This is a genomic window from Kitasatospora saccharophila (assembly GCF_039529925.1).
Classification (GTDB): Bacteria; Actinomycetota; Actinomycetes; order Streptomycetales; family Streptomycetaceae; genus Kitasatospora; species Kitasatospora saccharophila.
The window spans coordinates 43,195-63,587 of sequence record NZ_BAAANS010000037.1 but is presented as its reverse complement, the minus strand read 5'-3'; the positions used below and the strand labels follow the sequence as shown (position 1 = coordinate 63,587).

Sequence of the window (20,393 nt, the reverse complement as noted above, 5' to 3'; positions counted from 1 at the left end):
CACACTGGGGGCATGGAACCCACCGAGCCCGAGGGCGGCGAGCCCGCCTGCTTCCTGAACCTGGTCTGCGAGGAGTGCGGCAAGGTCCGCGAGCACGGCCGCTGCCCGCTGTGCGAGCCCGCCGTACCGGCGCCCGGGCCGGCGCCCGCGCCGGAGGGCTGACCGTCCGGGCCGGTGCGGCTCAGCGCAGCAGGCCGTGCAGCAGCAGTTCCGCCAGGTGCCCGTACGCCTCGGCGTCGGCCAGGCCGGTGGCCTCGGCGACCCGGCGCTGCTGGATGCGCACCATCACCGAGCTGATCACGTCCGCGGCGAAGGCCACGTGGGTCTCGCGGAAGGCGCCCGCCGCGACGCCGTCCTCGATCAGCTGCTGGACCTGGCGGGCGGCGGCCCGGGTGTTGCGGCCGTAGACCTCGGCGGCGGGTTCGAAGGCGGCCAGGTCGTCGAAGAACCGGGCCGAGCCGGGGGCGAGCTCGGCGGAGACGGCGCGCAGGTAGGCGGCCAGCCGGGCGGCCGGGTCGGTCTCGGCGGCCAGCGCGGCACCGACCCGGGCGGTGGCCTCCCGGAAGAAGTGCACCACGGCCGCGCGGACCAGCTGCTCCTTGGAGCCGGCCAGGCCGTACAGGGTCCGCTTGGAGCAGTGCAGCCGGGCGGCGAGGTCGTCCAGGGTGAACCGGGCGAAGCCCTCGGCCACGAACAGCGCCACCAGCTCCTCGAAGAGCGCACTGCGGCGTGCGGCACCCCGTCCGGTGGGCCGGGGGGCGACTGCGCGGTCGATCACCCCGCCAGTATGACAGTCGGGTCCGCCCCGGCTCCCGCCCGTCCACGCCCCGGGCACCGTTCTCGCCACCGTTCTCGCCACCGCTCCCGTCCGCCGCCCGGCGCCGCCGGGCCCGGCGCTCGGGGACTGCCCCTGCCGGTCCCCCTGCGCTACGCTGACCGGTACTGACGTACCGCTTTGCGTACCGCTTGGAGCCGGAACATGGCCGTGGATCGCTTGCTGCCCACCGAGGAAGCCGCCGACCTGATCGCGTTGACCCGTGATCTCGCCGACCGGGAGCTCGCGACCAGGGTCGCCTCCCACGAGAAGGAGGAGCGCTACCCGGAAGGGCTGTTCGCGCTGCTCGGGCAGGCGGGGCTGCTGGGCCTGCCCTACCCGGAGGAGTTCGGCGGCGGCGGGCAGCCGTACGAGGTGTACCTGCAGGTGCTGGAGGAGCTGGCGGCCCGCTGGGCGGCGGTCGCGGTGGCCACCAGCGTGCACACCCTGGCCTGCCACCCGCTGACCGCGTACGGCACGCCCGAGCAGCGGGAGCGCTGGCTGCCCCGGATGCTGGCCGGCGAACTGGTCGGCGGCTACAGCCTGTCCGAGCCGAACGCGGGCTCGGACGCGGCGGCGCTGACCTGCCGGGCCGAACCGGTGGAGCGGGGGTACCGGATCACCGGCACCAAGGCGTGGATCACCCACGGCGGCCGGGCCGACTTCTACGCGCTGTTCGCCCGCACCGCGCCCGGCCCGCACGGGGTGTCCTGCTTCCTGGCGCCCGGGCAGGTCGAGGGCCTGAGCTTCGGCCCGCCGGAGGAGAAGATGGGCCTGAACGCCGTGCCGACCACCGCCGCGTACTGGGACGGCGCGCTGCTGGAGCGCGAGCGGCTGATCGGCACCGAGGGCCAGGGCCTGCCGATCGCCTTCTCGGCCCTCGACTCGGGCCGGCTCGGCATCGCGGCCTGCGCCACCGGCCTGGCCCAGGCCGCGCTGGACCAGGCCGTGGCGTACGCCAACGAGCGCACCACCTTCGGCCGCCGGATCGTCGACCACCAGGGCCTGGGCTTCCTGCTCGCCGACATGGCGGCCGCCGTCGACTCGGCCCGCGCCACCTACCTGGACGCGGCCCGCCGCCGCGACCTGGGCCGCCCGTTCAGCCGGCAGGCCAGCGTGGCCAAGCTGGTCGCCACCGACGCCGCGATGAAGGTCACCACGGACGCCGTGCAGGTGCTCGGCGGCTACGGCTACACCCGGGACTTCCCGGTCGAGCGGTACATGCGCGAGGCCAAGATCATGCAGATCTTCGAGGGCACCAACCAGATCCAGCGCCTGGTGATCAGCCGCCAGTTCGCCGCCCGCTGACACCGAACTCCCCTCCACCGAAAGGGCTTTACCGCCATGCAGCTCTCCGGAACCGCCGCTCTGGTCACCGGCGCCGCCTCCGGCCTGGGCGCGGCCACCGCCGCCCACCTGGCCTCGCTCGGCGCCACCGTGTACGGCCTCGACCTGCCGAAGGCCGTGGAGTCCGCCCCCGCGCCGCCCGACGGCGTCACCCTGCTCGGGGCGGACGTCACCGAGGAGCAGCCGGTGCGCGCCGCGCTGGAGCGGATCGCCGCCGACGGCCGCCCGCTGCGGCTGGCGGTCAGCTGCGCGGGCGTCGCCCCGTCCGCCCGGGTGGTCGGTCGGCGCGGCCCGCACGACCTGGACCTGTTCCGCGGCGTGCTGAACGTCAACCTGGTCGGCACCTTCAACGTGATGCGGCTGGCCGCGGAGGCGATGTCCGGGCAGGAGCCGGACGCGGCCGGACAGCGCGGCCTGGTCGTCAACACCGCGTCGATCGCCGCCTTCGAGGGCCAGGTCGGGCAGATCGCCTACGCGGCGTCCAAGGCGGGCGTGGCCGGGATGACCATCACGGCCGCCCGCGACCTGGCCCAGTACGGCATCCGGGTGGTCACCGTCGCCCCCGGCATCGTCGACACCCCGATGATGGCGGGCTTCTCCGAGGAGGTCCGCTCCGGCCTGGCCGCGACCGTCACCTTCCCGCAGCGGCTGGCCCGCCCCGAGGAGTACGCCCGGCTGGTCGCGATGATCGCCGAGCACGACTACCTGAACGGCGAGACCATCCGGATGGACGGCGCGCTGCGGATGGCCGCCCGCTGACTCACCGCTCCGGCGCGGCGGCGGTGCGGTGGACGCTGAGCACCGCCGCCACGTCCGGCGCGGGCACGGGCGGCGGGACGGCCGCGCTGAGGGTGCCCAGCCGGTGCCGGACGGTGGCGGCGACTCCCTTGCCGAGCAGGTAGCGGGTGGGGGTGGCGGCGCCGGCCGCGTGGTCGAGCAGGCGGTGCGCCTCCCGGCTGCGGACGCCGGTGTGGCTGAGCACCAGGTGGTCGAGGCGGTGCGGGGCGGCGGCCAGCGCGGCGCCGATCCGGTCGGCGGCGGCCAGGTCGATCCGGTTGTCGGCGGCGCCCAGCACGTGGGCGGCCGGGACCCGGCCGAGGTCGAGCAGTTCCACCCCGGCGGCGGCCGCGGCGGTCGTCAACTCGGCTGCGGCGTCCGGCCCGAGGCCGGAGCTGGCCAGCGAGAGGCGGCGCAGCACGCCGTGCGGGGCGGTGCGCAGCGCGGCGGCGAGGGTGCGCGCGCCCGGGTCGCCGAGTCCGGCGGCGGAGGCGTACAGCTCGTCGGTGGCCCCGGCGGCGATCAGCCGGGCGAGCTGTTCGGCTCCGGCCGGGCCGAGCGGGTTGCCGCTGACGTACAGCCGCTGGAAGTGGCGGCCGCCGGCCAGCAGGGCGTCGGTGAGTTCGGTCAGGCCGGCCGGGTCGAGGCCGGTCTGCACCAGGTCGAGGGTGCGCAACCGCTCGGCGGCGGCGACGAGTTCGGCGGCGGCCCGGCCGGCCCGGATGCCGAGCGGGTTGCGCTTGAGCCAGAGCGCGCGGACGGTCTGCGGGGAGGCCCGCAGCCGGTCGGCGATCCGGCAGGCCCCGGCGGCGGTGATGCCGTTGCAGCCCAGGTACAGGGTGCGGACCGGGGTTCCGGCGGTGCGGACGGCGACCGCGTCGGCGCCGTCGTCGCCGAGGCCGTCGGTGCCGAGCAGCAGGTGCCGGACGGGGGCCTCGCCGTCCTCCGCGTCCTGCGCGCCCTGCGTGCCCTGGGCGGATTCGGCGAGGGCGTCGGCGACCAACTGGGCTCCCTGCGGGCCGAGTTGCTGCTTGCACAGGTCGAGTCGGCCGTCCGGGAGAGCGGTGCCGGCCGGGAAGTCGATCCGCCGGTCGGTGCCGGTGCCGGTGCGCAACCAGGCGATCAGCGGGGCGAGTTCGGCGGCCGGGCGGGGCACCACCGACGGGACTCCGGCGAACTCCTGGGCCATTCCCGCTCCTTGCGGCTCATCGCTGAACGTTCCCGGGAGTGGGGCCGGTCGGATTCGAACCGACGTCCTCCGGTTTTGGAGACCGGTGCGCCTGCCTCTGCGCTACGGCCCCACCCCTGGGCGACGGGGCCGGTCGGATTCGAACCGACGTCCTCCGCATTGGCAATGCGGCGCGCCTGCCGCTGCGCTACGGCCCCGTCGCGGTGATGCTAGACGCCGCGCTCACCACTCCGCCACCAGATAGTCCTTGAGGAAGACGCCCACGAACGGCTCCCCGGCCTCGCCCCGGACGATCGGGTCGTAGACCCGGGCCGCGCCGTCGATGATGTCCAGCGGGGTGCGGAAGCCGTGTCCGGCCAGTCGGGACTTCTTCGGGGCCGGGTTCTCGTCGGTGATCCAGCCGGTGTCGACCGCGCACATGTAGACGCCGCGGGTGGCGAGTTCGGCGGCGCTGGTGCGGGTGAGCATGTTGAGCGCGGCCTTGGCCATGTTGGTGTGCGGGTGCCCGGCCGTCTTGTTGCGCACCTCGAACCGGCCCTCCACCGCCGTGACGTTGACGATGTAGCGGGAGGGGTGCGGGGACGCCTCCAGCAGGGGCAGCAGCCGGTCGCAGAGCAGCGCCGGGGCGAGCGCGTTGACCAGTTGGGTCTCCAGCACCTCGGCCGGGTCGAGGCCGCCGAGCGTCGCCGACCAGGAGTTGTCCGGTGCGGTGTCGGGCAGCAGCCCGGCCTCGTCGACCGTCCCGGCGTCGAGCCCGACCGGCAGCAACGCGCCTGCGCCGGGGGCGAGTTCGGCGGCGGGCCAGGCAGCGGTGAGCGCGGGCATCGGGCGGAACCCGGGCGCGTGGCCGACCTGCGCGGGCACCGGGCCGTGCTCCCCGGCGGCCAGCAGGGCGTACGACTCGGGCGGGCGGCGCAGGGTCTGCGCGGCGTTGTTCACCAGGGCGTCCAACGGCCTTCCCTCGGACCGCAGTTGCTCGCACAGGCCGAGCACCTGGCGCGGGTCGCGCAGGTCGATGCCGACGATCCGCAGCCGGTGCAGCCACTGCTCGCTGCCCTCGGCGGCCCGGAAGCGGGTGAGGGTGTCGTGCGGGAAGCGGCTGGTGACGATCAGCTCGGCGCCGTCCCTGAGCATCATCAGGGCCAGTTGGAAGCCGATCTTGACCCGGCCGCCGGTGAGCAGCACCCGGCGGCCGGTCAGGTCGGTGCTGAGCGCGCGGCGGGCGGTGTGGTCGGCGGCGCAGTCGGGGCACAGCCGGTGGTAGAAGCCGTCGAGCTGCCGGTAGAGCCGCTTGCAGACGTAGCAGCGCTGGGGGCGGGCGAGTTCGCCGATCGGGACGTGCCCGTCGGCGGTGGGCAGCGGGGCGTCCTCGCGGCGGGCGGCGCCGCCGGTGGCGGTGGCGCCGACCAGGGCGGCGTCGGCCCGGGCGGCCTCGGTGCGGCGGGTGCGACGGCGGGCGTGCCGCCCGTCCCGGACGAAGGACTCGGCGCCGCGCTCGGCCCGCAGCCGCACCGGGTGGTCGGCGGGCAGCAGCCACAGCCGGCCCAGCGTCCGCTCGAAGGCGGCGAGTTCGGCCTCGTCCGGTGCCTGGGGCGCCCCGGGTGCCGATCCGTTCGGCTCCCGGGGGCCGGGCAGGGGCGTGCTCATCGGGCGGTCCTCCGGAAGTGGTGGTGCGGGGCGACGGGCGGTGGTGGGCCCGGCCGGATTCGAACCGGCGTGCTCCGCACGAGCAGTGCGGCGCGTCTGCCGCTGCGCTACGGGGCCCGTCGTGGGGCCTCCCGGGGGCCGGATTCGAACCGGCGTGGTCCGCGGTGTGATCGCGGCGCGTCTGCCTCTGCGCCCACGCCCGGGAGGTGACAGTGATCATAACGGCAGGCTGCGAGCGGGCGGAACCGGGTTTCCGCCACCCCTCGCGCTCCTCGTCGCCGCCCGTCGCGCCCGGTCGGGATCCGGTGGCGCGACGGCCGCCCGGAGAACGGCACGGACGGCGGCACGGACGGCGGCGCGGACGGCGGCGCGGACGGCCCGGCCGGTTTGCGGTGCGGAGGACCGGACACACCACAGGGCATGACCGCACCCACTTCACGCGTCGTGGTGATCACCGGCGCCAGTGCAGGAATCGGGCGGGCGTGCGTCGGGGCGTTCGCCGCGCGCGGCGACCGCCTCGCCCTGATCGCCCGGGGCAGCGCGGGGCTGGAAGCAGCCGCCGCCGAGGCCCGGAAGGCCGGTACGACGGCCGTCGTGATCGAGGCCGACGTCAGCGACCCGGAGGCCGTCGAAGCCGCCGCCGAACGCGTCGAGCGCGAGCTCGGCCCGATCGACGTCTGGGTGAACGACGCGTTCACCTCCGTCTTCGCGCCCTTCAGCGAGATCTCGGCGGAGGAGTTCCGCCGGGTCACCGAGGTGACCTACCTCGGCTACGTGTACGCCACCCGGGCCGCGCTGAGCCGCATGCTGCCCCGCGACCGGGGGACGCTCGTGCACGTCGGTTCCGCCCTCGCCTACCGGGGCATCCCGTACCAGAGCGCCTACAGCGGGGCCAAGCACGCCCTGCAGGGCTGGCACGAGGCGCTGCGCTGCGAGCTGCTGGCCGCCGGTTCGGGGGTGCGCACCACGATGGTGCAGATGCCGGCCGTGAACACCCCGCAGTTCGACTGGGTGCTCTCCCGGCTGCCGAAGCGCGCCCAGCCCGTCCCGCCGATCTACCAGCCCGAGGTGGCGGCCCGAGCGGTCGTCCACGCGGCGGACCACCCGGGGCGGCGCGAGTACTGGGTGGGCGGCAGCACGGCGGCCACCCTGATCGCCAACGCGGTGGTGCCGGGGCTGCTGGACCGCTACCTGGCCCGGACCGGGCTCAGCTCCCAGCAGACCGACCAGCCGCGCGGCGACGACGACCCGGCCAACCTGTGGGAGCCCGCGGACGACCGGGAGGACCACGGCGCGCGCGGCCGCTTCTCCGACCGGTCCACCGCCCGGAGCCCGCAGCTGTGGGCCACCACCCACCGGGGCGCCGTCGCCGGGGCCCTCGCCGCCACCGCGGCCGCCGTGGCCCTCGGCACGTACGCCGGGCGTCGGCGGTGACGGGCGCGCCCCGACGCGGGGCCGACGCACCGGCGAGCCGTCGGGCGGGGAGGGCGGCATGACCGTCTTCCCGCACCCCGCCGAGCGCACCGACGGCGGGCGGGGCCGGTTCGAGCGGCTGGCCGAGGCCGCGTCCAACCTGAGCAGTTCGCCGGTGTTCTCGGTGTTCTGCCTGCTGCTGGTGGCGGGTTTCTCCGTGGTGCACGCGCTGGGCCTGTCGACCGAGTGGCAGATCCTCGCCGGTGACGTGATGACCGCCGTCACCCTGGTGCTGCTGGCCCTGTTGAAGAACGCGGAGCGCCGCGCGGAGCACGCGCTGCAGCGCAAGCTGGACGCGATCGCCGCCGTCCTGCTGGAGCAGCACGCGGGCGACGGCGACGAGGCGCACCGGGAGCTGCGCGAGGCGATCCGGCTGGAGGAGCGGGTCTGAGCGGCGGCGCCGGGCCGGTTCCCCGGCCCGGCGCGTGCGTCAGGACTCCCCCGCCCGGCGCGTGCGTCAGGGCTCGCCGACCCGGCGCGTGCGTCAGGGCTCGCCGACCCGCAGCCAGCGGTAGCCGTACGGCGGCAGCTCGACGCGCGGCGCGCCCGCCGCCCGTTCGACGGTGGCCCCGGTGAGGATGTCGGTCAGCGGGCCGTCCGGCACTCCGGCGGCGGTGGCGGTGACCGTCCGGTCGGCGAAGTTGTGCAGCACCAGGACGGCGCCGTCGCCGGTGGAGCTGAGGTGGGCGAGGACGGCGGGGTCGCCCGGGTCGAGGATCTCGCAGTGGCCCCAGGCCAGTTCGGGGGCCTCGCGGTAGCCCTGGACGAAGGAGCGCATCCGGGCCAGCAGCGAGTGCGGGTCGTGGGCCTGGTCGCGGACGTTGACGTGTTCGGGGCCGAAGGCGCCCCCGGGCAGCGGCCGGGGGTAGCGGGCCGGGTCGGCGTCGGAGAAGCCCGCCGTCGGCTCGGGGGTCCACTGCATGGGGGTGCGGACGGCGAGCCGCCCGTCGGCCTCCAGGTTCTCGCCCATGCCGATCTCCTCGCCGTAGAAGAGCACCGGCGTGCCCGGCAGGGTGAACAGCAGGCTGTAGGCGAGTTCGATCCGGCGCCGGTCGCCGCCGACCATGGGGGGCAGCCGGCGGCGCAGGCCCCGGCCGTAGAGCTGCATGTCGGCCGCGGGGCCGAACGCGGCGAAGACCTCGTCGCGTTCGGACTTCGAGAGCTTGTCGAGGGTGAGTTCGTCGTGGTTGCGCACGAACGTCGCCCAGTGCGCGTTGCGGGGCGGCTGCGGGCGTTCGCGCAGCGCGCCGGCGAGCGGGGCGGCCTGCTGCCTGGCCATCGACAGGTACATCCGCTGCATGCCGATGAAGTCGAAGCACATCGTCAGCTCGTCGCCGCCCGAGGCGGGGTCGCCGAAGAACCGGAGCGTGTCGTCGTAGGGCAGGTTGACCTCGCCCAGCAGCATGGCCTCGCCGTTGCGGCGGCCGAGGAAGGCCCGCAGGTCGGCCAGGTAGGCGTGCGGGTCGGGCAAGTGGTCGGCGTCCACCTGCCCGGCGGTCTCCAGCAGGAACGGCACCGCGTCGACCCGGAACCCGGACAGGCCCAGCTGCGTCCAGAAGCCCATGATCCGCGCTATCTCGTCGCGCACCTCGGGGTTGGTGATGTTGAGGTCGGGCTGCTCCTTGTAGAAGCGGTGGAAGTAGTACTGGCCGGTGGGCTCGTGGTACTGCCACAGGCTCTGCTCGGCGTCGGGGAAGGTGATGTCCTTCGGGCCGTCCTCGGGCGGGGTGTCGCACCACACGTACCAGTCGCGCAGCCGGGCGTCCCGGCCGGAGCAGGCGTCCTGGAACCACGGGTGGTGGTCGGAGGTGTGGTTGACGACCAGGTCGGCGATGACCCGCAGGCCCCGGTCGCGGGCGGTGCGGACGAACTCGGCGAACTCGCCGAGGGTGCCCAGCCGGGGGTCGACGGCGTAGTAGTCGGTGATGTCGTAGCCGTCGTCGCGTTCGCGGGTCGGGTGGAAGGGCATCAGCCACAGGCAGGTCACGCCGAGCCGCACCAGGTGGTCGATCCGCTGGGTGAGGCCGGGGAAGTCGCCGACGCCGTCCCCGTTGCCGTCCTGGAAGGTCTCGACGTCCACGCAGTACACCACCGCGTTCTTCCACCACAGGTCGGCGGTCTCGGTCAGTCTCATCGGGTGTGCTCTCCTTCGGTGCCGGTGATGCGGTGGACGCGCGCCTCCCAGGGCGCCAGGACGGTGCTGGTGCCCGGCCCGGGGCCGTCGGAGCCGTCGGAGCCGTCGGGGCCGTCGGGGCCGTCGGGGCCGTCGGCGAGATCGGCGGGGTCGGCGGGGTCGCCCGGCTCGGGCAGGTTGCCGAGGACGAGTTCGGCTTCCCGCCAGCACGGCGGCAGGTCGACGGGCACCGGCTCGCCGGTGAAGTTCCCGAGGACGAGCAGGGTGGTGCCGCGGTGGTGGCGGGTGAACGCGTACACCCGCTCGTCCTCGGGCAGCAGCGGGGTGAAGTCGCCGTGCACGACGGCCGGTTCGCTGTGGCGCAGGGCGATCAGCCGCCGGTAGTGGTGGTAGACCGAGCCGGGGTCGCGCCGGGCGTCGGCGGCGTTGACGGTGGTGTGGTTCGGGTTGACCGGGATCCACGGGGTGCCGGTGGTGAAGCCGGCGCCGGGCGCGGCGTCCCACTGCATCGGGGTGCGGGCGTTGTCCCGGCCCATGGCGCGCAGCCCGCGCAGCACCCGCTCCGGGTCCTGCCCGGCCGCGAGCGCCTGCGCGTAGTGGTTGAGCGCCTCGATGTCGCGGAAGTCCCCGATCGAGGCGAACGGGGCGTTGGTCATGCCCAGTTCCTCGCCCTGGTAGACGTACGGGGTGCCGCGGTGCAGGTGCAGGACGGTGGCGAGCATCGTCGCGGAGCGGGCCCGGTGGCGGGGGCCGTCGTCGCCGAACCGGGAGACGATCCGGGGCTGGTCGTGGTTGTTCCAGTACAGGCTGTTCCAGCCGGTGTCGGCGAGGCCCTGCTGCCAGCGGGCCAGGGACGCCTTCAGGTCGGTGAGCCGCAGCGGCCGCGGGTCGAACTTCCCGCCGGGGCCGTGGTCCAGGCTGACGTGCTCGAACTGGAAGACCATGTCCAGCTCGGCCCGCGCCGGATCGGTGAACATCCGGGCCTGCTCGACCGTGACCCCCGGCATCTCCCCCACCGTCAGCAGCCGGCCCGGGTGGTGGGCGAACACCTCGCGGTGCATCTCCTGGAGGTACTCGTGCACCCGGGGGCCACAGAGGTAGGACGGCGAGCCGTCGCCGTACGGGCCGTCGCCGCGCAGCGGGCCGTCCGGCAGGGCCGGGTCCTTGGAGATCAGGTTGACGACGTCCATCCGGAAGCCGTCCACGCCGCGCTCCAGCCACCAGCGCATCATCGCGTACACGGCCTGGCGGACCTGCGGCTCCTCCCAGTTCAGGTCCGGTTGCCCGGGGGCGAACAGGTGCAGGTAGTACTCGCCGGACGCCCCGTCGTACGTCCAGGCCGGGCCGGAGAAGAACGACCCCCAGTTGTTGGGCTCGGTGCCGTGCGGCCGGGGGTCTCCCGGGTCGGTGGCCGCGCGCGGGGGGCGCCACCAGTACCAGGAGCGCTTGGGGCTCGCCGGGTCGCGGGACTCCTGGAACCACGGGTGCCGGTCCGAGGTGTGGTTCACCACCAGGTCCATCACCAGCCGCATGCCGCGGGCGTGCACCGCCGCCAGCAGCCGGTCGAACGCCGCCAGGTCGCCGAAGAGCGGGTCGACGTCCTGGTAGTCGCTGATGTCGTAGCCGTTGTCGGCCTGCGGCGACGGGTAGACGGGTGACAGCCACAGCACGTCGACGCCCAGTCCGACGAGGTGGTCGAGGTGCGAGGTGATGCCGTCCAGGTCGCCGATCCCGTCGCCGTTCGAATCGGCGAAGCTGCGGGGGTAGACCTGGTAGACGACCGCGGACTTCCACCAGGTCTCGTCCCCGTCCGTCCCCGTCCCTGTCCCCGCCGCGTTCCCGTCATCCCGGTCCACCGGACCGCCCTTGCCGTACGTGCCGCCCTTGTCGTCCTTGTCGTCCTCGGTCACCGTGCCCGTCCCCTCCGGTTCTCCGCGTCCGCCGCTCCGGTCACGGCCCCTCCTTCCCGCTGGCGCCGAATCCACCGACCCGCTTTCGCCCGGCCGGGGGCGGACACCGGAGGCGGGCGGGGGCGGGGGGCGGCGGGCGTACCCGGTGACATGCGGTGTTGCCCTTGACCGATGATCACAGGAGCTGGCAGCGTGCTGGTGTGCCCGCGGCCGGGCAACGAGGCGGCGGCCGGGGTCGAAGAGGCAGGGACGGACACACAGATGGCACCGGACACGGCCGCCCGACGGGGCTCGGACTCCGCCGCGCACCGCGACTTCCTCGCGGCGCGCGACCACCTGCTGGAGGCGCGCGGCGACCTCGACGCCGCCCGCGCCTTCCCGCGCCCCACCGGCGAGCACTTCAACTGGGCGCTGGACTGGTTCGACGTCCTGGCGGCGGGCAACGAGGCGGTCGGCCTGCGGGTCGTCGACCTGGACGCGGACGGCACGCCGCGGCAGGAGACGGCGCTGACCTTCGCCGAGCTGAGCGCGCGCTCCGACCGCACGGCCGGCTGGCTGCGCGAGCAGGGCGTCGCCCGCGGGGACCGGATCCTGCTGCTGCTGGGCAACCAGGTGGCGCTGTGGGAGGTGATGCTCGCGGCGATCAAGCTGGGCGCGGTGGTCATCCCGGCCAGCACCCTGCTGACGGCGGACGACCTGGCCGACCGGCTGTCCCGGGGCAGGGTGCGGCACGTGGTCGCCGAGTCCGCGCTCACCGGCGGCTTCGCCGGGCAGGAGGGCGACTGGCGCGGGATCGCGGTCGGCGAGCCCGTCCCCGGCTGGACGGACTACGCGGGGGCGGCCGAGCACACCGGCGGCTTCGTCCCGGACGGGCCGACCCGGGCCGAGGACCCGCTGCTGCTCTACTTCACCTCCGGCACCACCAGCCGCCCCAAGCTGGTGCAGCACACCCACCGCTCGTACCCGGTCGGGCACCTGTCGACGATGTACTGGATCGGCCTGCGACCGGGCGACGTCCACCTCAACGTGTCCTCGCCGGGCTGGGCCAAGCACGCCTGGAGCAACTTCTTCGCGCCGTGGAACGCCGGTGCCGAGATCCTGATCGTCAACCAGCCGCGCTTCTCGGCCCGCCCGCTGCTGGACGCGCTGGTCCGCCACCGGGTGACCTCCTTCTGCGCGCCGCCCACGGTGTGGCGGATGCTGCTGCTGGAGGACCTGGGGCAGTGGCAGCCGCCGCTGCGCGAACTGGTCGGCGCGGGCGAGCCGCTCAACCCCGAGGTGGTCGAGCGGATCGAGCGGGCCTGGGGCGTCGCGCTGCGCGACGGCTACGGGCAGACCGAGACCACCGCGCAGATCGGCAACACCCCCGGCCAGCCGGTCAAGCCCGGCTCGATGGGCCGTCCGCTGCCCGGCTACGACGTCGTCCTGGTCGACCCGGTCACCGGCGAGGAGGTCACCGGCACCGGCGTGGACGGCGAGCTGTGCCTGCCGCTGGCGTCCGCGCCGCTCGGGCTGATGGCGGGCTACCAGGGCGACCCGGAGCGGCACGCCGAGTCGATGGCGGGCGGCCGCTACCACACCGGGGACGTCGCGCAGCGCGACGCCGACGGCTACTACACCTTCGTCGGGCGCGCGGACGACGTGTTCAAGAGCAGCGACTACCGGCTGTCGCCGTTCGAGCTGGAGAGCGTGCTGATCGAGCACCCGGCGGTGGCCGAGGCGGCGGTCGTCCCCTCCCCGGACCCGCTGCGGCTCTCCGTGCCCAAGGCGTACGTGATCCTGGCCCCCGGCCACGAGCCCGACGCCGCGACCGCCCGCTCGGTCCTGGCGTTCGCCCGCGAGCGGCTCGCCCCCTACAAGCGGATCCGCCGCCTGGAGTTCGCCGACCTGCCGAAGACCATCTCCGGCAAGATCCGGCGGATCGAACTGCGCCGCCTGGAGGAGGAGCGCCACGCGGCGGCCGCCGGCGCCGCCACCGGCCTCGGCGCCCCCGGCAGCCCGGTCCGGGGCGAACGCGAGTTCTGGGAGGAGGACTTCCCCGGGCTCAAGGACGCCTGATCCGCCGTCGCGCCGCCCCGACGTCGCACCGCACCGCCCCGGCCGGACGCATGCTCCCGCCAGGCTCCGAAGTGCCCGCTCAGCCGTGGAGGCTCAGCCACTTGTGAACGGCGTCCACCCCTCCTCGAACCGATGTCACCGCCGCTGGCACGCCTGCCACGCGGCCGCTGACGGAGTCTTCGGCCAGCACCTCCTCAAGGCCGGGGTCGTCCAGGGCGGGGTGGGCCGTTGTGGTGAAGCGCAGCCAGGTGCGGTTGCTTCCGTCCTCGTCCTCGACCACACACGAGTCGGCCTTGAGCACTTGGCCGGGCTCCCCGTACGGCGGCAGACGCCAGGCCAGGCAGTGCCGTAGCGGTACTCCCAGCAACAGGGCCTGTGCCCCCGTCAGGTAGAGCCGGTGGACCGGTGAGCCCTCACCGAACGGCGCCTCGAGCGGATGCTGTTCCACCAGTCCCACGGCGCGCGGTCCGATCGCGACGATCGAGTGCCGCGGGTGGGAGCTGCGCGCACTGTCCGGGCACCGGCGGAGGGCTTCGGCCAGCCGACCGGCCGTCGGCGCGGTCAGCGGGTGGAAAGCCGGCATCAGCTCCTGGTACGCATCGATCGCAGTCGGTGTCAGGTCCGCTAGCGCGGCTCGGGTCACCGACGAGTGGAGGGAGCTCTCGGGCGTGGCGGCCGACATGGCTAAGGTCCCGTCCGGTCCCAGTACGAGCAGCAGCGCGGCCAGCAGATCGTCCGGATCGGCGGCCGGTGCGAGTGCGTCCTCGTCCGCCTGCACGAACAGCACTCCGCCCGGGCGAACGCCCAGCCCACGCAGTTCGGCCGCCAGGTCGTCGACGGCGTTCGGCGTCCGGCGTCCCTCACTCGTCGCCCGGCCCGGTCCGCCTCGGTGCAGCAACCTGATCACCTCCCTGCCACCACGGCCGGTCAGGCCAAGCCAGTTCTGCGTCCGGCGGTCGTGTTTCGGCTGCGCCATGACAGGCACCAGTTGTGCCACGAAGGCGGCGTGGCCGCTGCGCACCAGTTCTTGGTGTACCTCGTCGGACACGATGACGGCCGTGTCACAGTCGGGGTCGGCGTCCAGGGCCCGGCGCACCTCCGGCAGGTCGCACATGGCGATGGCGGTCGCCTGCCGGGTTTTCCAGCCTTCTCCGCCGTCCGAGGCGGATTTCGCGAGGGCGAGCACCAGTTGGAGCCTCGTCGGTGCAGGGGTAGCCTCGCGGCATTCGCGGGTCAGAGCGGGCAGAGCGGCGGCGAAGGCGAACACCCTCGACCACTCGGTCGGCACGAGCCACGTCACGGATTCTCCGGCGTGGTGTGCCTGGTGCCAGCCGTAGCGGCCGGTCGTCGAGGCGCAGAGCTTCGTGAGCCGCCGAAAGAGGTTCCCCGGAATCGCTCCGGTGCCAGGGACGGCGGTGACCGCCGTGACCAGCGGGATGTCCAGAACCGGGTCCTCCTCCAGCGGCCGGACCGGGACGCGGAGGAACACGATGCACCCGGCCGGGCCTGTCCGGACGTAGTACTCCCTGCCCCGGTCCGCCGAACCGGCGGCTCCGTCGAGCACCAGCGCGAACGTGAACGGTGCTCGTCGGTGGCCCCTGGCCATCATGGACAATGGCGGTGGCGGACTGCTGGTGAGTACTGTCACCTCAATCGGCACGGGGACGCCTCCGCCGTCCCGCCTGAGGCAGAGGAAGTCGGCCTGACCGACCCCGCCGGCCTGTCGGATGACCAGTTCGGGGGCCAGGAAGTTCCTGAGGTCCCCTTCCAGGACATACTCCAGTTCCCTCCAGCCCCTGGCCTGCTCGCTCCCCGGATCCCACTCGTAGGTGAAGGAGAGGAGCGCGAGCAGGACGGGGGGCAACTCGGCCGGGACCGTGTCGCACGCGTCGAGTGCCCTGAGGATTTCGTCGAACGCGTTCCGGACCACCGGGTCGGCCCACTCCGGGACACAGCGGTTGCGCATCACTGCGAGGCGGCCGACGGAACCGCCGACCGCGAGACGGGTGCCGGGCCCGCCCGTGCGGTACAGCCACTCGAAGACCGTGCCGAGGTCCAGCACTGCCGGGCCACCCGGAAGGCCGGTGCGGTGCAAGGCCGTCAGCAGGGCGGGCAGGCTGTCGCCGTGCCGTACCGCGCCCCGTTCGGGCACGTCGACCGTCAGCGTGCCTCGCTGCCGTCCCTGCCTGAAGTCGGCCTCCCAGGCCGTGCCGTTGGCTCCCCGCAGGCTCGTCAGCAGCACCGTGGCGCCGTTCCGATACTGGTCCAGGATGCTCACGACGCGACGGACCAGTCCGTTTTCAACCGGCCCCTGGACGTACACCAGTAGTGCGTCGGGCGAGTCCCGGGTGGCTTTGACGAGCGCGTTCAGCACCCCTTCCGACGCGTCCGGGAGGTGGAGCACGATCCGACACCGCGAGGGATGCAGGTCCCAACCCGCCGGTGAGGTGAGGACCGACATCAGCGCGCGGAGGTCCGTCTGGAGTTCGTGGGGGGTGGCCGTGCCGTCGGGGAGCCCGATGAGGAGGGCGGAACTGCGGGCCGGAGCCGGGAAGTCGGGCTCCGGCCCGCCGACCGGTTCCGTAGCCGGGCGTGGGCGGGGCGGTGCGAGGAGGGCGAGGAGGTCTGCGGAGGCGCGGGCGAACGGACGCAGATCGGGCGGGAGGTCGGTGGTCTCACTGTCGGCGGGAAGGGCGTGCACCGGGAGAACGCGGCCGGTGCGGGGACGGCGAGCGGCGATGTGGCGGGTGATGGCGGATTGCACGGCGTGGGCATCGTGGCGGTTGAGCAGCGGGGCGAGGGCACTGCGGGCCTCGGGGTGGAAGGCGAGGGCGCCGGGGACCCGGGTGTCGAGGAGGCCGCTGGTGATGATGTCGGCGAGGTCCTCGATGGTGGCCTCGGGGACCACCTCCTGGTGGACGAGGCGCAGGAGCGGCAGGCTCATTCGGTGGAACGGACTGCACAGGGCGGCGAGTCGGCGTGCAGCAGGGGTGGCGGTGTGCAGGAAAGCGGCGGTCCGGTCGGCGGGCCCAGGGGTGTCCTCGTCGCTGGGGTCGAAGGGCGAGACGAGGGTGCCGGCAGCGGGGACGAGGACGGCGTCGTAGCCGGCCGGGGCGGTGCGCATCAGACCGTCGGCCCAGCGGCGGAGGGTGAGCGGGGCGAAGGTGAGGGCGGGTAGGGGGATCCAGCCGGTGTCGGGGCCGAAGGCGGCGGTGAGCATCGGGGGCACGGCGTAAGCAAGCTCGGTGTTGCGGGTGGCCGGGCTGCGGTGGCGGGCCCGGACGGCCGGGAGGTCGAGCCCGGTGCGTTTCCAGAGCCGGCTCGGCAACGGGTTGAGCAGGGCGGCAGGTCCGGCGGTTCCCCAGGCGTGGAGGAGTTGCCAGACGGCAGGGTCGTGCCAGTGCGGTCCGGCGCAGTCGGAGATGAGGAGAACGATGCGGCGCCGTTCCGGGAGGTGGCGGGGGTCGACGAGGCGGCCGAGCGCGTCGGTGACGGTGGGCCGGGGGTCCAGGTCCATTCGGAGGGTCCGGACCCGGCGGAAAGCGCCGAGTCCGGTGAGCAGGGTGGTGAATTCGGCGATGGTGTCGTGCCAGAGTTCCATGGTGGGGCTGTGCTCGACGAGGAGCAGGACTTCGAACCAACGTTCTGGTTCGGGGCGGAGGACGGGCAGGAGCTCGCCGGTGCGGGTGTAGGCGTCGACGGTCGCTCCGAGGTCGACGGCGCGCCGGGGGCCGTCCGGGTAGCGGCATTTGAAGGACCTCAGCGAACGGCCGACGTCAAGGGCGCGCGGGAGGGCGCGGGCGGCAGCGATTTCGACGGGAGCGGCAGGGGTGAAGTCCTGCCTGGGGTGATCGGGCGGTTGGTCGTAGAGCAGGGCGTCGGCTGCGGGAGCCGGCTCCCGGTCGGCCGCCGGCACGGGGCCGGGTTCGGGCGGTGGGCCGGGTTCGACGGCCGCTGCGGGCGACGGAGCGGACGCGGACGTGGGTCCGGCGGGCGCCGGACCGTCGGCGAGGGCCGCGGCTGCGAGCCAGAGCGCGTCGGCGACCGCCGCGGCATCGGTAGCGGGCGGTAGGACGGCGGCCAGTGCCGCGATCAGGTCAGCGGTGCGGTCAGGCACCGGACAGGTCCCGGAGCATCAGGTCGAGCAACCGCCTGCGCTGTTCGCCGGTGGGTGCGCCGGCGTCGGTCACCAGGCGGACGGCGTTGAGGAGTTGGTCGACCGCCAGGGTCTCGCCGCGGGCGATCCGATCGGCGAACTCGGTGACCAGCGCGGCCGCTTCGGCGGCGAGCGGTGCGCCGTCCAGGCCCAGGTGAGCGGCGACGGCGCGGTGCAGGGCGGGGGCGTCGGGCCGCGGCATGTCGTAGCGGATGCAGCGTCGCAGGAAGGGGGCGGGGAAGTCGCGTTCGCCGTTGCTGGTCATGACGATGAACGGGAAGGCGTCGCACTGGACCAGGCCGGCCTCGATCTCGGCGGTGCCGGTGGATTCCCAGGTGCGCACGTGCACGGTGTCGCGGGTGTGCCGGACGAGTTCCGGGATCTCGAAGGTGCCGTTCTCCAGGACGTCCAGCAGGTCTGCGGGGAGGTCGATGTCACTTTTGTCGATCTCGTCGATCAACAGTGCGCGCGGGCGCCTCCCCGGTAGCAGGGCGGTGCCCAGCGGGCCGAGCCGGAGGAAGGCGTCAATGTCCGCCGGGGCGGCGCCCCGGGCCTCGCTCACCCGCAGCGCGTGGATGTGGGCGAGCGCGTCGTAGCGACACAGCGCCTCGGGGAGGGTGCTGCGGGAGGTGACGTGCCACTTCAGGACGGGCCCGAGGCGCAACTCGACGGCGACCTGTTCGATGACCGTCGACTTGCCGGTGCCGGCCCCACCGGTGATCAGCAGGGGCCGGTGCAGGTACAGCGCGGCGTTGACGGCGTCGGTAAGGCCCGCGGGCGGGAGGAAGGCGCGGTGGGGTTCCAGGCCGCCGAGGCGCCGCCAGGGCGGCGGGGGCGCGAGGGTCACGTCGCGGGGGCGGCCGTCGCCCCGATAGTAGCTGTTCCAGGACATCAGGTGCTCCTCGGTGCGGGGACGACGGCTCGGGGGGCCGGGTGCCGGTGGTAACCGGCGCAGAAGTCCAGCCAGGGCAGGTCGTGCCAGGCGGTGCTCAGGGCGGCCAGCCGGAGCAGGTGGGCGTCGGTGACGGGGTCGGGAGGATCACCGAAGGGGTCGGGCCCGCCGAGTGCGCGACGGTAGGCGTCGCTGAAGCGGGCGGGCAGGCCGGCCCATAGGTGGGTGAGGCACCAGTGCCACTCCTCTTCGGAGGACGGGTGGTCGGTGCGCGGCCACAGCAGGATCGGGGCGTGCGGCAGCAGAATGTCGACCACCTCGCGCAGGACGGTGGGGGCACCGCGGTTGGTGAGGCCGATCGGGCGCCGGTACTGGCCGCGCCGCAGGTCGGTTCGGAGACGGTCCAGGGTGGTGGCGGCGGGGTCCATCCAGTCGACGGGCGCGACCGGCCCGAACGGGCTGCCGTCGAGGGCTTCGAGTTGTCTGCGGGCTTGCCGGTTCATTCCGCGGAAGTGGCCGGGTTCGACGAGCCGACCGGCCCAGCGGAGCGTGACCTCGTAGTCGACACCGAGGCATCGGATCCCGACGACCGTTTCCTCGGGGTGCCAGTCGAGCAGCACGGGGGCGGTCACCACGAAGTCGACGGCCCGGATCCCGCCTGTTTCGGACGCCAGTTCCTCGGCCCATTCGAGCACTTCGGGCAGTTCCCCTTCGACACCGGCCCGGTCGGGCCGGCAGTCGAAGTTCCGGTGTGCGACACAGTCGGCGCTGTCGCGCAGGCACACGGAGAGGACGTCCGGCCAGTCGACGAGCGCGGCGTCCAGGCTGATCACCAGCCGCCGGCCGGCGTCGCGCGCGGTGTGCTCGGCGTACTGGGCGGCGGCGTCGTTGAGCGCCATCTCGGCTCCGGCGACGCGGGCCCAGCGCAGGATCCTCTCGTGGTGCGGTTCCAGGCCGCAGGCGTGGGCAGCCGCGACCAGGTACCAGGCGAGCATGCTGTAGGGGGCGGCGGCAGGGGCTCGTAGGACGGCGTCTTCGAGCAGGTGGCTCAGCAGGGCGCGGTCGCTGAGCCCGGCGGGCGGCTGGACGGGGCCGGTGGTGCGGCCGCTCCACTGGCGGTTGAACTCGTTCACCATCCGGTGCAAGTGGCGAGTGGTCAGCCCGGCGCCGGTGACCTCGACGACGGCTGTGACCGCATCCAGTGCGACCAGCAGGTCGGTGCAGGCGGATCGCGTCCACTCGATCCCGGCGGCGGCAGCCCGTTCGGCGAGCGCGGCCAGTTCCTGGCGGGTTCGGGGGAGAGGGCCGGTCGGGGCCTCCGGCCAGTCTCCTAGCGCTCGGCCGAGGGCTTCGATGCCGAGCGGGCCGAGGCATCCGTTCGACGGCGGACCGGAACGGGACCGGTTGCGGCCGAGCCAGACGGAACGGGCAGCGTCCGTTCCGCCGTAGTAGTCGAACGCCCTGGGTGCCTGGTGGACGGCGAGTTCTCCCTCCACGGTCCCGTGGATGTCCGCGACCCCGAGGTACTCCCCCCGCCCTGCCATGCCCTCGCTCAGTCGGGCCGTCACCTGGCGGCTGAGCAGCAGCTTGAACGCCTGTTCCTCGGCGCTGCAAGCAGCCAGCAGCGCCACCTGCTTGGTACCGTTGCGAAACCCGCCGACCAGGCCGTCGACGCTCGGGGTGCCGGCCGCGGCGTGGCAGGTGTCGATCAGCGCGACGACCCCGGCCACGCCCGGGTGGTCGGCGGCCAGGTGGATCATTTCACCGATGTTGACGCAGTGCAGGCTCTCCTGGTCCTTGCTGTCGGCGGCCATGTACCAGAGCGTGGTCGGGTCGTGGGACTGGCCGTGGCCGAGGAACGCGAAGACGAGAGTCGCGCCCACGGCCCCCGCGGACTCCACCGCCGTCCGGACGGCGGTATCGATCTCCTGCCTGCGGACCCGGCCAGAGCGCAGGTGCTTGTCGTCCAGACCGGGGCTGGGAATGCACCCGCCCA

The 20,393-nt window shown here is 74.1% G+C and carries 14 protein-coding genes and 4 tRNA genes; 6 read left to right on the top strand and 12 right to left on the bottom strand.

The window, feature by feature from the left end; translation table 11 throughout:
- Positions 1 to 12 precede the first annotated feature (12 nt).
- Entirely contained in the window at positions 13 to 162 is a 150-nt protein-coding gene (locus ABD345_RS25280) for a hypothetical protein (protein WP_344554900.1), read from the top strand.
- A gap of 19 nt (positions 163 to 181) precedes the next feature.
- Here ABD345_RS25280 and ABD345_RS25275 read toward each other — a convergent pair whose 3' ends face one another.
- Positions 182 to 778 carry a TetR/AcrR family transcriptional regulator gene (locus tag ABD345_RS25275; RefSeq protein ID WP_344554899.1) on the bottom strand — a complete coding sequence of 199 codons (597 nt, stop codon included), beginning with the start codon at positions 776 to 778 and terminating at the stop codon, positions 182 to 184.
- 201 nt (positions 779 to 979) lie between these two features.
- On the opposite strand from ABD345_RS25275, the gene ABD345_RS25270 reads away from it, so the two are divergent.
- On the top strand, positions 980 to 2,122 hold the full coding sequence (locus tag ABD345_RS25270) for an acyl-CoA dehydrogenase family protein (protein ID WP_344554898.1): 1,143 nt from the start codon (positions 980 to 982) through the stop codon (positions 2,120 to 2,122).
- A 36-nt stretch (positions 2,123 to 2,158) separates the two neighbouring features.
- Positions 2,159 to 2,920 carry an SDR family NAD(P)-dependent oxidoreductase gene (locus tag ABD345_RS25265; protein ID WP_344554897.1) on the top strand — a complete coding sequence of 254 codons (762 nt, stop codon included), beginning with the start codon at positions 2,159 to 2,161 and terminating at the stop codon, positions 2,918 to 2,920.
- A 1-nt stretch (position 2,921) separates the two neighbouring features.
- Here ABD345_RS25265 and ABD345_RS25260 read toward each other — a convergent pair whose 3' ends face one another.
- The 6 genes from ABD345_RS25260 to ABD345_RS25235 form a co-directional block, all read right to left on the bottom strand.
- Positions 2,922 to 4,127 carry a leucine-rich repeat domain-containing protein gene (locus tag ABD345_RS25260; protein WP_344554896.1) on the bottom strand — a complete coding sequence of 402 codons (1,206 nt, stop codon included), beginning with the start codon at positions 4,125 to 4,127 and terminating at the stop codon, positions 2,922 to 2,924.
- 39 nt (positions 4,128 to 4,166) lie between these two features.
- Positions 4,167 to 4,239: transfer RNA gene (locus ABD345_RS25255), tRNA-Trp, on the bottom strand.
- Between the two features lie 12 nt (positions 4,240 to 4,251).
- Positions 4,252 to 4,324, bottom strand: a tRNA-Gly gene (locus tag ABD345_RS25250).
- 25 nt (positions 4,325 to 4,349) lie between these two features.
- Positions 4,350 to 5,774: an SDR family NAD(P)-dependent oxidoreductase gene (locus tag ABD345_RS25245; protein WP_344554895.1), complete on the bottom strand. Its 1,425-nt coding sequence runs from the start codon at positions 5,772 to 5,774 to the stop codon at positions 4,350 to 4,352.
- 41 nt (positions 5,775 to 5,815) lie between these two features.
- Positions 5,816 to 5,892 (bottom strand) — tRNA-Ser (locus ABD345_RS25240).
- 11 nt (positions 5,893 to 5,903) lie between these two features.
- Positions 5,904 to 5,978, bottom strand: a tRNA-Val gene (locus ABD345_RS25235).
- A 216-nt stretch (positions 5,979 to 6,194) separates the two neighbouring features.
- On the opposite strand from ABD345_RS25235, the gene ABD345_RS25230 reads away from it, so the two are divergent.
- The gene (locus ABD345_RS25230) at positions 6,195 to 7,208 is read left to right on the top strand and encodes an SDR family oxidoreductase (RefSeq protein ID WP_344554894.1); all 1,014 of its coding nucleotides are present in this window, start codon (positions 6,195 to 6,197) and stop codon (positions 7,206 to 7,208) included.
- 58 nt (positions 7,209 to 7,266) lie between these two features.
- Positions 7,267 to 7,638, top strand: a complete 372-nt coding sequence (locus ABD345_RS25225; RefSeq protein WP_344554893.1) for a low affinity iron permease family protein — start codon at positions 7,267 to 7,269, stop codon at positions 7,636 to 7,638.
- 93 nt (positions 7,639 to 7,731) lie between these two features.
- Here the strand turns inward: ABD345_RS25225 and ABD345_RS25220 are convergent, their stop codons facing one another.
- Together ABD345_RS25220 and ABD345_RS25215 are read right to left on the bottom strand one after the other, a co-directional pair.
- Positions 7,732 to 9,381, bottom strand: a complete 1,650-nt coding sequence (locus tag ABD345_RS25220; protein ID WP_344554892.1) for an alpha-amylase family protein — start codon at positions 9,379 to 9,381, stop codon at positions 7,732 to 7,734.
- Positions 9,378 to 11,291: a glycoside hydrolase family 13 protein gene (locus ABD345_RS25215; RefSeq protein ID WP_344554891.1), complete on the bottom strand. Its 1,914-nt coding sequence runs from the start codon at positions 11,289 to 11,291 to the stop codon at positions 9,378 to 9,380. Before ABD345_RS25215 ends, ABD345_RS25220 begins: the two co-directional genes overlap by 4 nt.
- 261 nt (positions 11,292 to 11,552) lie before the next feature.
- Here ABD345_RS25215 and ABD345_RS25210 point away from each other — a divergent pair, with 261 nt between their 5' ends.
- On the top strand, positions 11,553 to 13,349 hold the full coding sequence (locus ABD345_RS25210; protein ID WP_344554890.1) for an AMP-binding protein: 1,797 nt from the start codon (positions 11,553 to 11,555) through the stop codon (positions 13,347 to 13,349).
- Positions 13,350 to 13,428: 79 nt separating this feature from the next.
- Here the strand turns inward: ABD345_RS25210 and ABD345_RS25205 are convergent, their stop codons facing one another.
- The 3 genes from ABD345_RS25205 to ABD345_RS25195 are packed head-to-tail and all read right to left on the bottom strand — an operon-like array spanning position 13,429 to position 20,280.
- The gene (locus ABD345_RS25205; RefSeq protein WP_344554889.1) at positions 13,429 to 17,466 is read right to left on the bottom strand and encodes an SAV_2336 N-terminal domain-related protein; all 4,038 of its coding nucleotides are present in this window, start codon (positions 17,464 to 17,466) and stop codon (positions 13,429 to 13,431) included.
- Complete coding sequence (locus ABD345_RS25200) at positions 17,459 to 18,397, bottom strand: AAA family ATPase (protein WP_344554888.1); 939 nt, start codon at positions 18,395 to 18,397, stop codon at positions 17,459 to 17,461. The genes ABD345_RS25205 and ABD345_RS25200 overlap by 8 nt, the downstream gene beginning before the upstream one ends.
- Positions 18,397 to 20,280, bottom strand: a complete 1,884-nt coding sequence (locus ABD345_RS25195; protein WP_344554887.1) for a vWA-MoxR associated conflict system protein — start codon at positions 20,278 to 20,280, stop codon at positions 18,397 to 18,399. Before ABD345_RS25195 ends, ABD345_RS25200 begins: the two co-directional genes overlap by 1 nt.
- Positions 20,281 to 20,393 lie beyond the last annotated feature (113 nt).

Excerpts from the sequence above, each read along its gene's own strand:
- ABD345_RS25260 (WP_344554896.1), bottom strand. The coding sequence starts at position 4,127 with ATGGCCCAGGAGTTCGCCGGAGTCCCGTCGGTGGTGCCCCGCCCGGCC.
- ABD345_RS25280 (WP_344554900.1), top strand. The coding sequence starts at position 13 with ATGGAACCCACCGAGCCCGAGGGCGGCGAGCCCGCCTGCTTCCTGAAC.
- ABD345_RS25210 (WP_344554890.1), top strand. The coding sequence starts at position 11,553 with ATGGCACCGGACACGGCCGCCCGACGGGGCTCGGACTCCGCCGCGCAC.
- ABD345_RS25265 (WP_344554897.1), top strand. The coding sequence starts at position 2,159 with ATGCAGCTCTCCGGAACCGCCGCTCTGGTCACCGGCGCCGCCTCCGGC.
- ABD345_RS25220 (WP_344554892.1), bottom strand. The coding sequence starts at position 9,381 with ATGAGACTGACCGAGACCGCCGACCTGTGGTGGAAGAACGCGGTGGTG.
- ABD345_RS25245 (WP_344554895.1), bottom strand. The coding sequence starts at position 5,774 with ATGAGCACGCCCCTGCCCGGCCCCCGGGAGCCGAACGGATCGGCACCC.
- ABD345_RS25200 (WP_344554888.1), bottom strand. The coding sequence starts at position 18,397 with ATGTCCTGGAACAGCTACTATCGGGGCGACGGCCGCCCCCGCGACGTG.
- ABD345_RS25270 (WP_344554898.1), top strand. The coding sequence starts at position 980 with ATGGCCGTGGATCGCTTGCTGCCCACCGAGGAAGCCGCCGACCTGATC.
- ABD345_RS25230 (WP_344554894.1), top strand. The coding sequence starts at position 6,195 with ATGACCGCACCCACTTCACGCGTCGTGGTGATCACCGGCGCCAGTGCA.
- ABD345_RS25225 (WP_344554893.1), top strand. The coding sequence starts at position 7,267 with ATGACCGTCTTCCCGCACCCCGCCGAGCGCACCGACGGCGGGCGGGGC.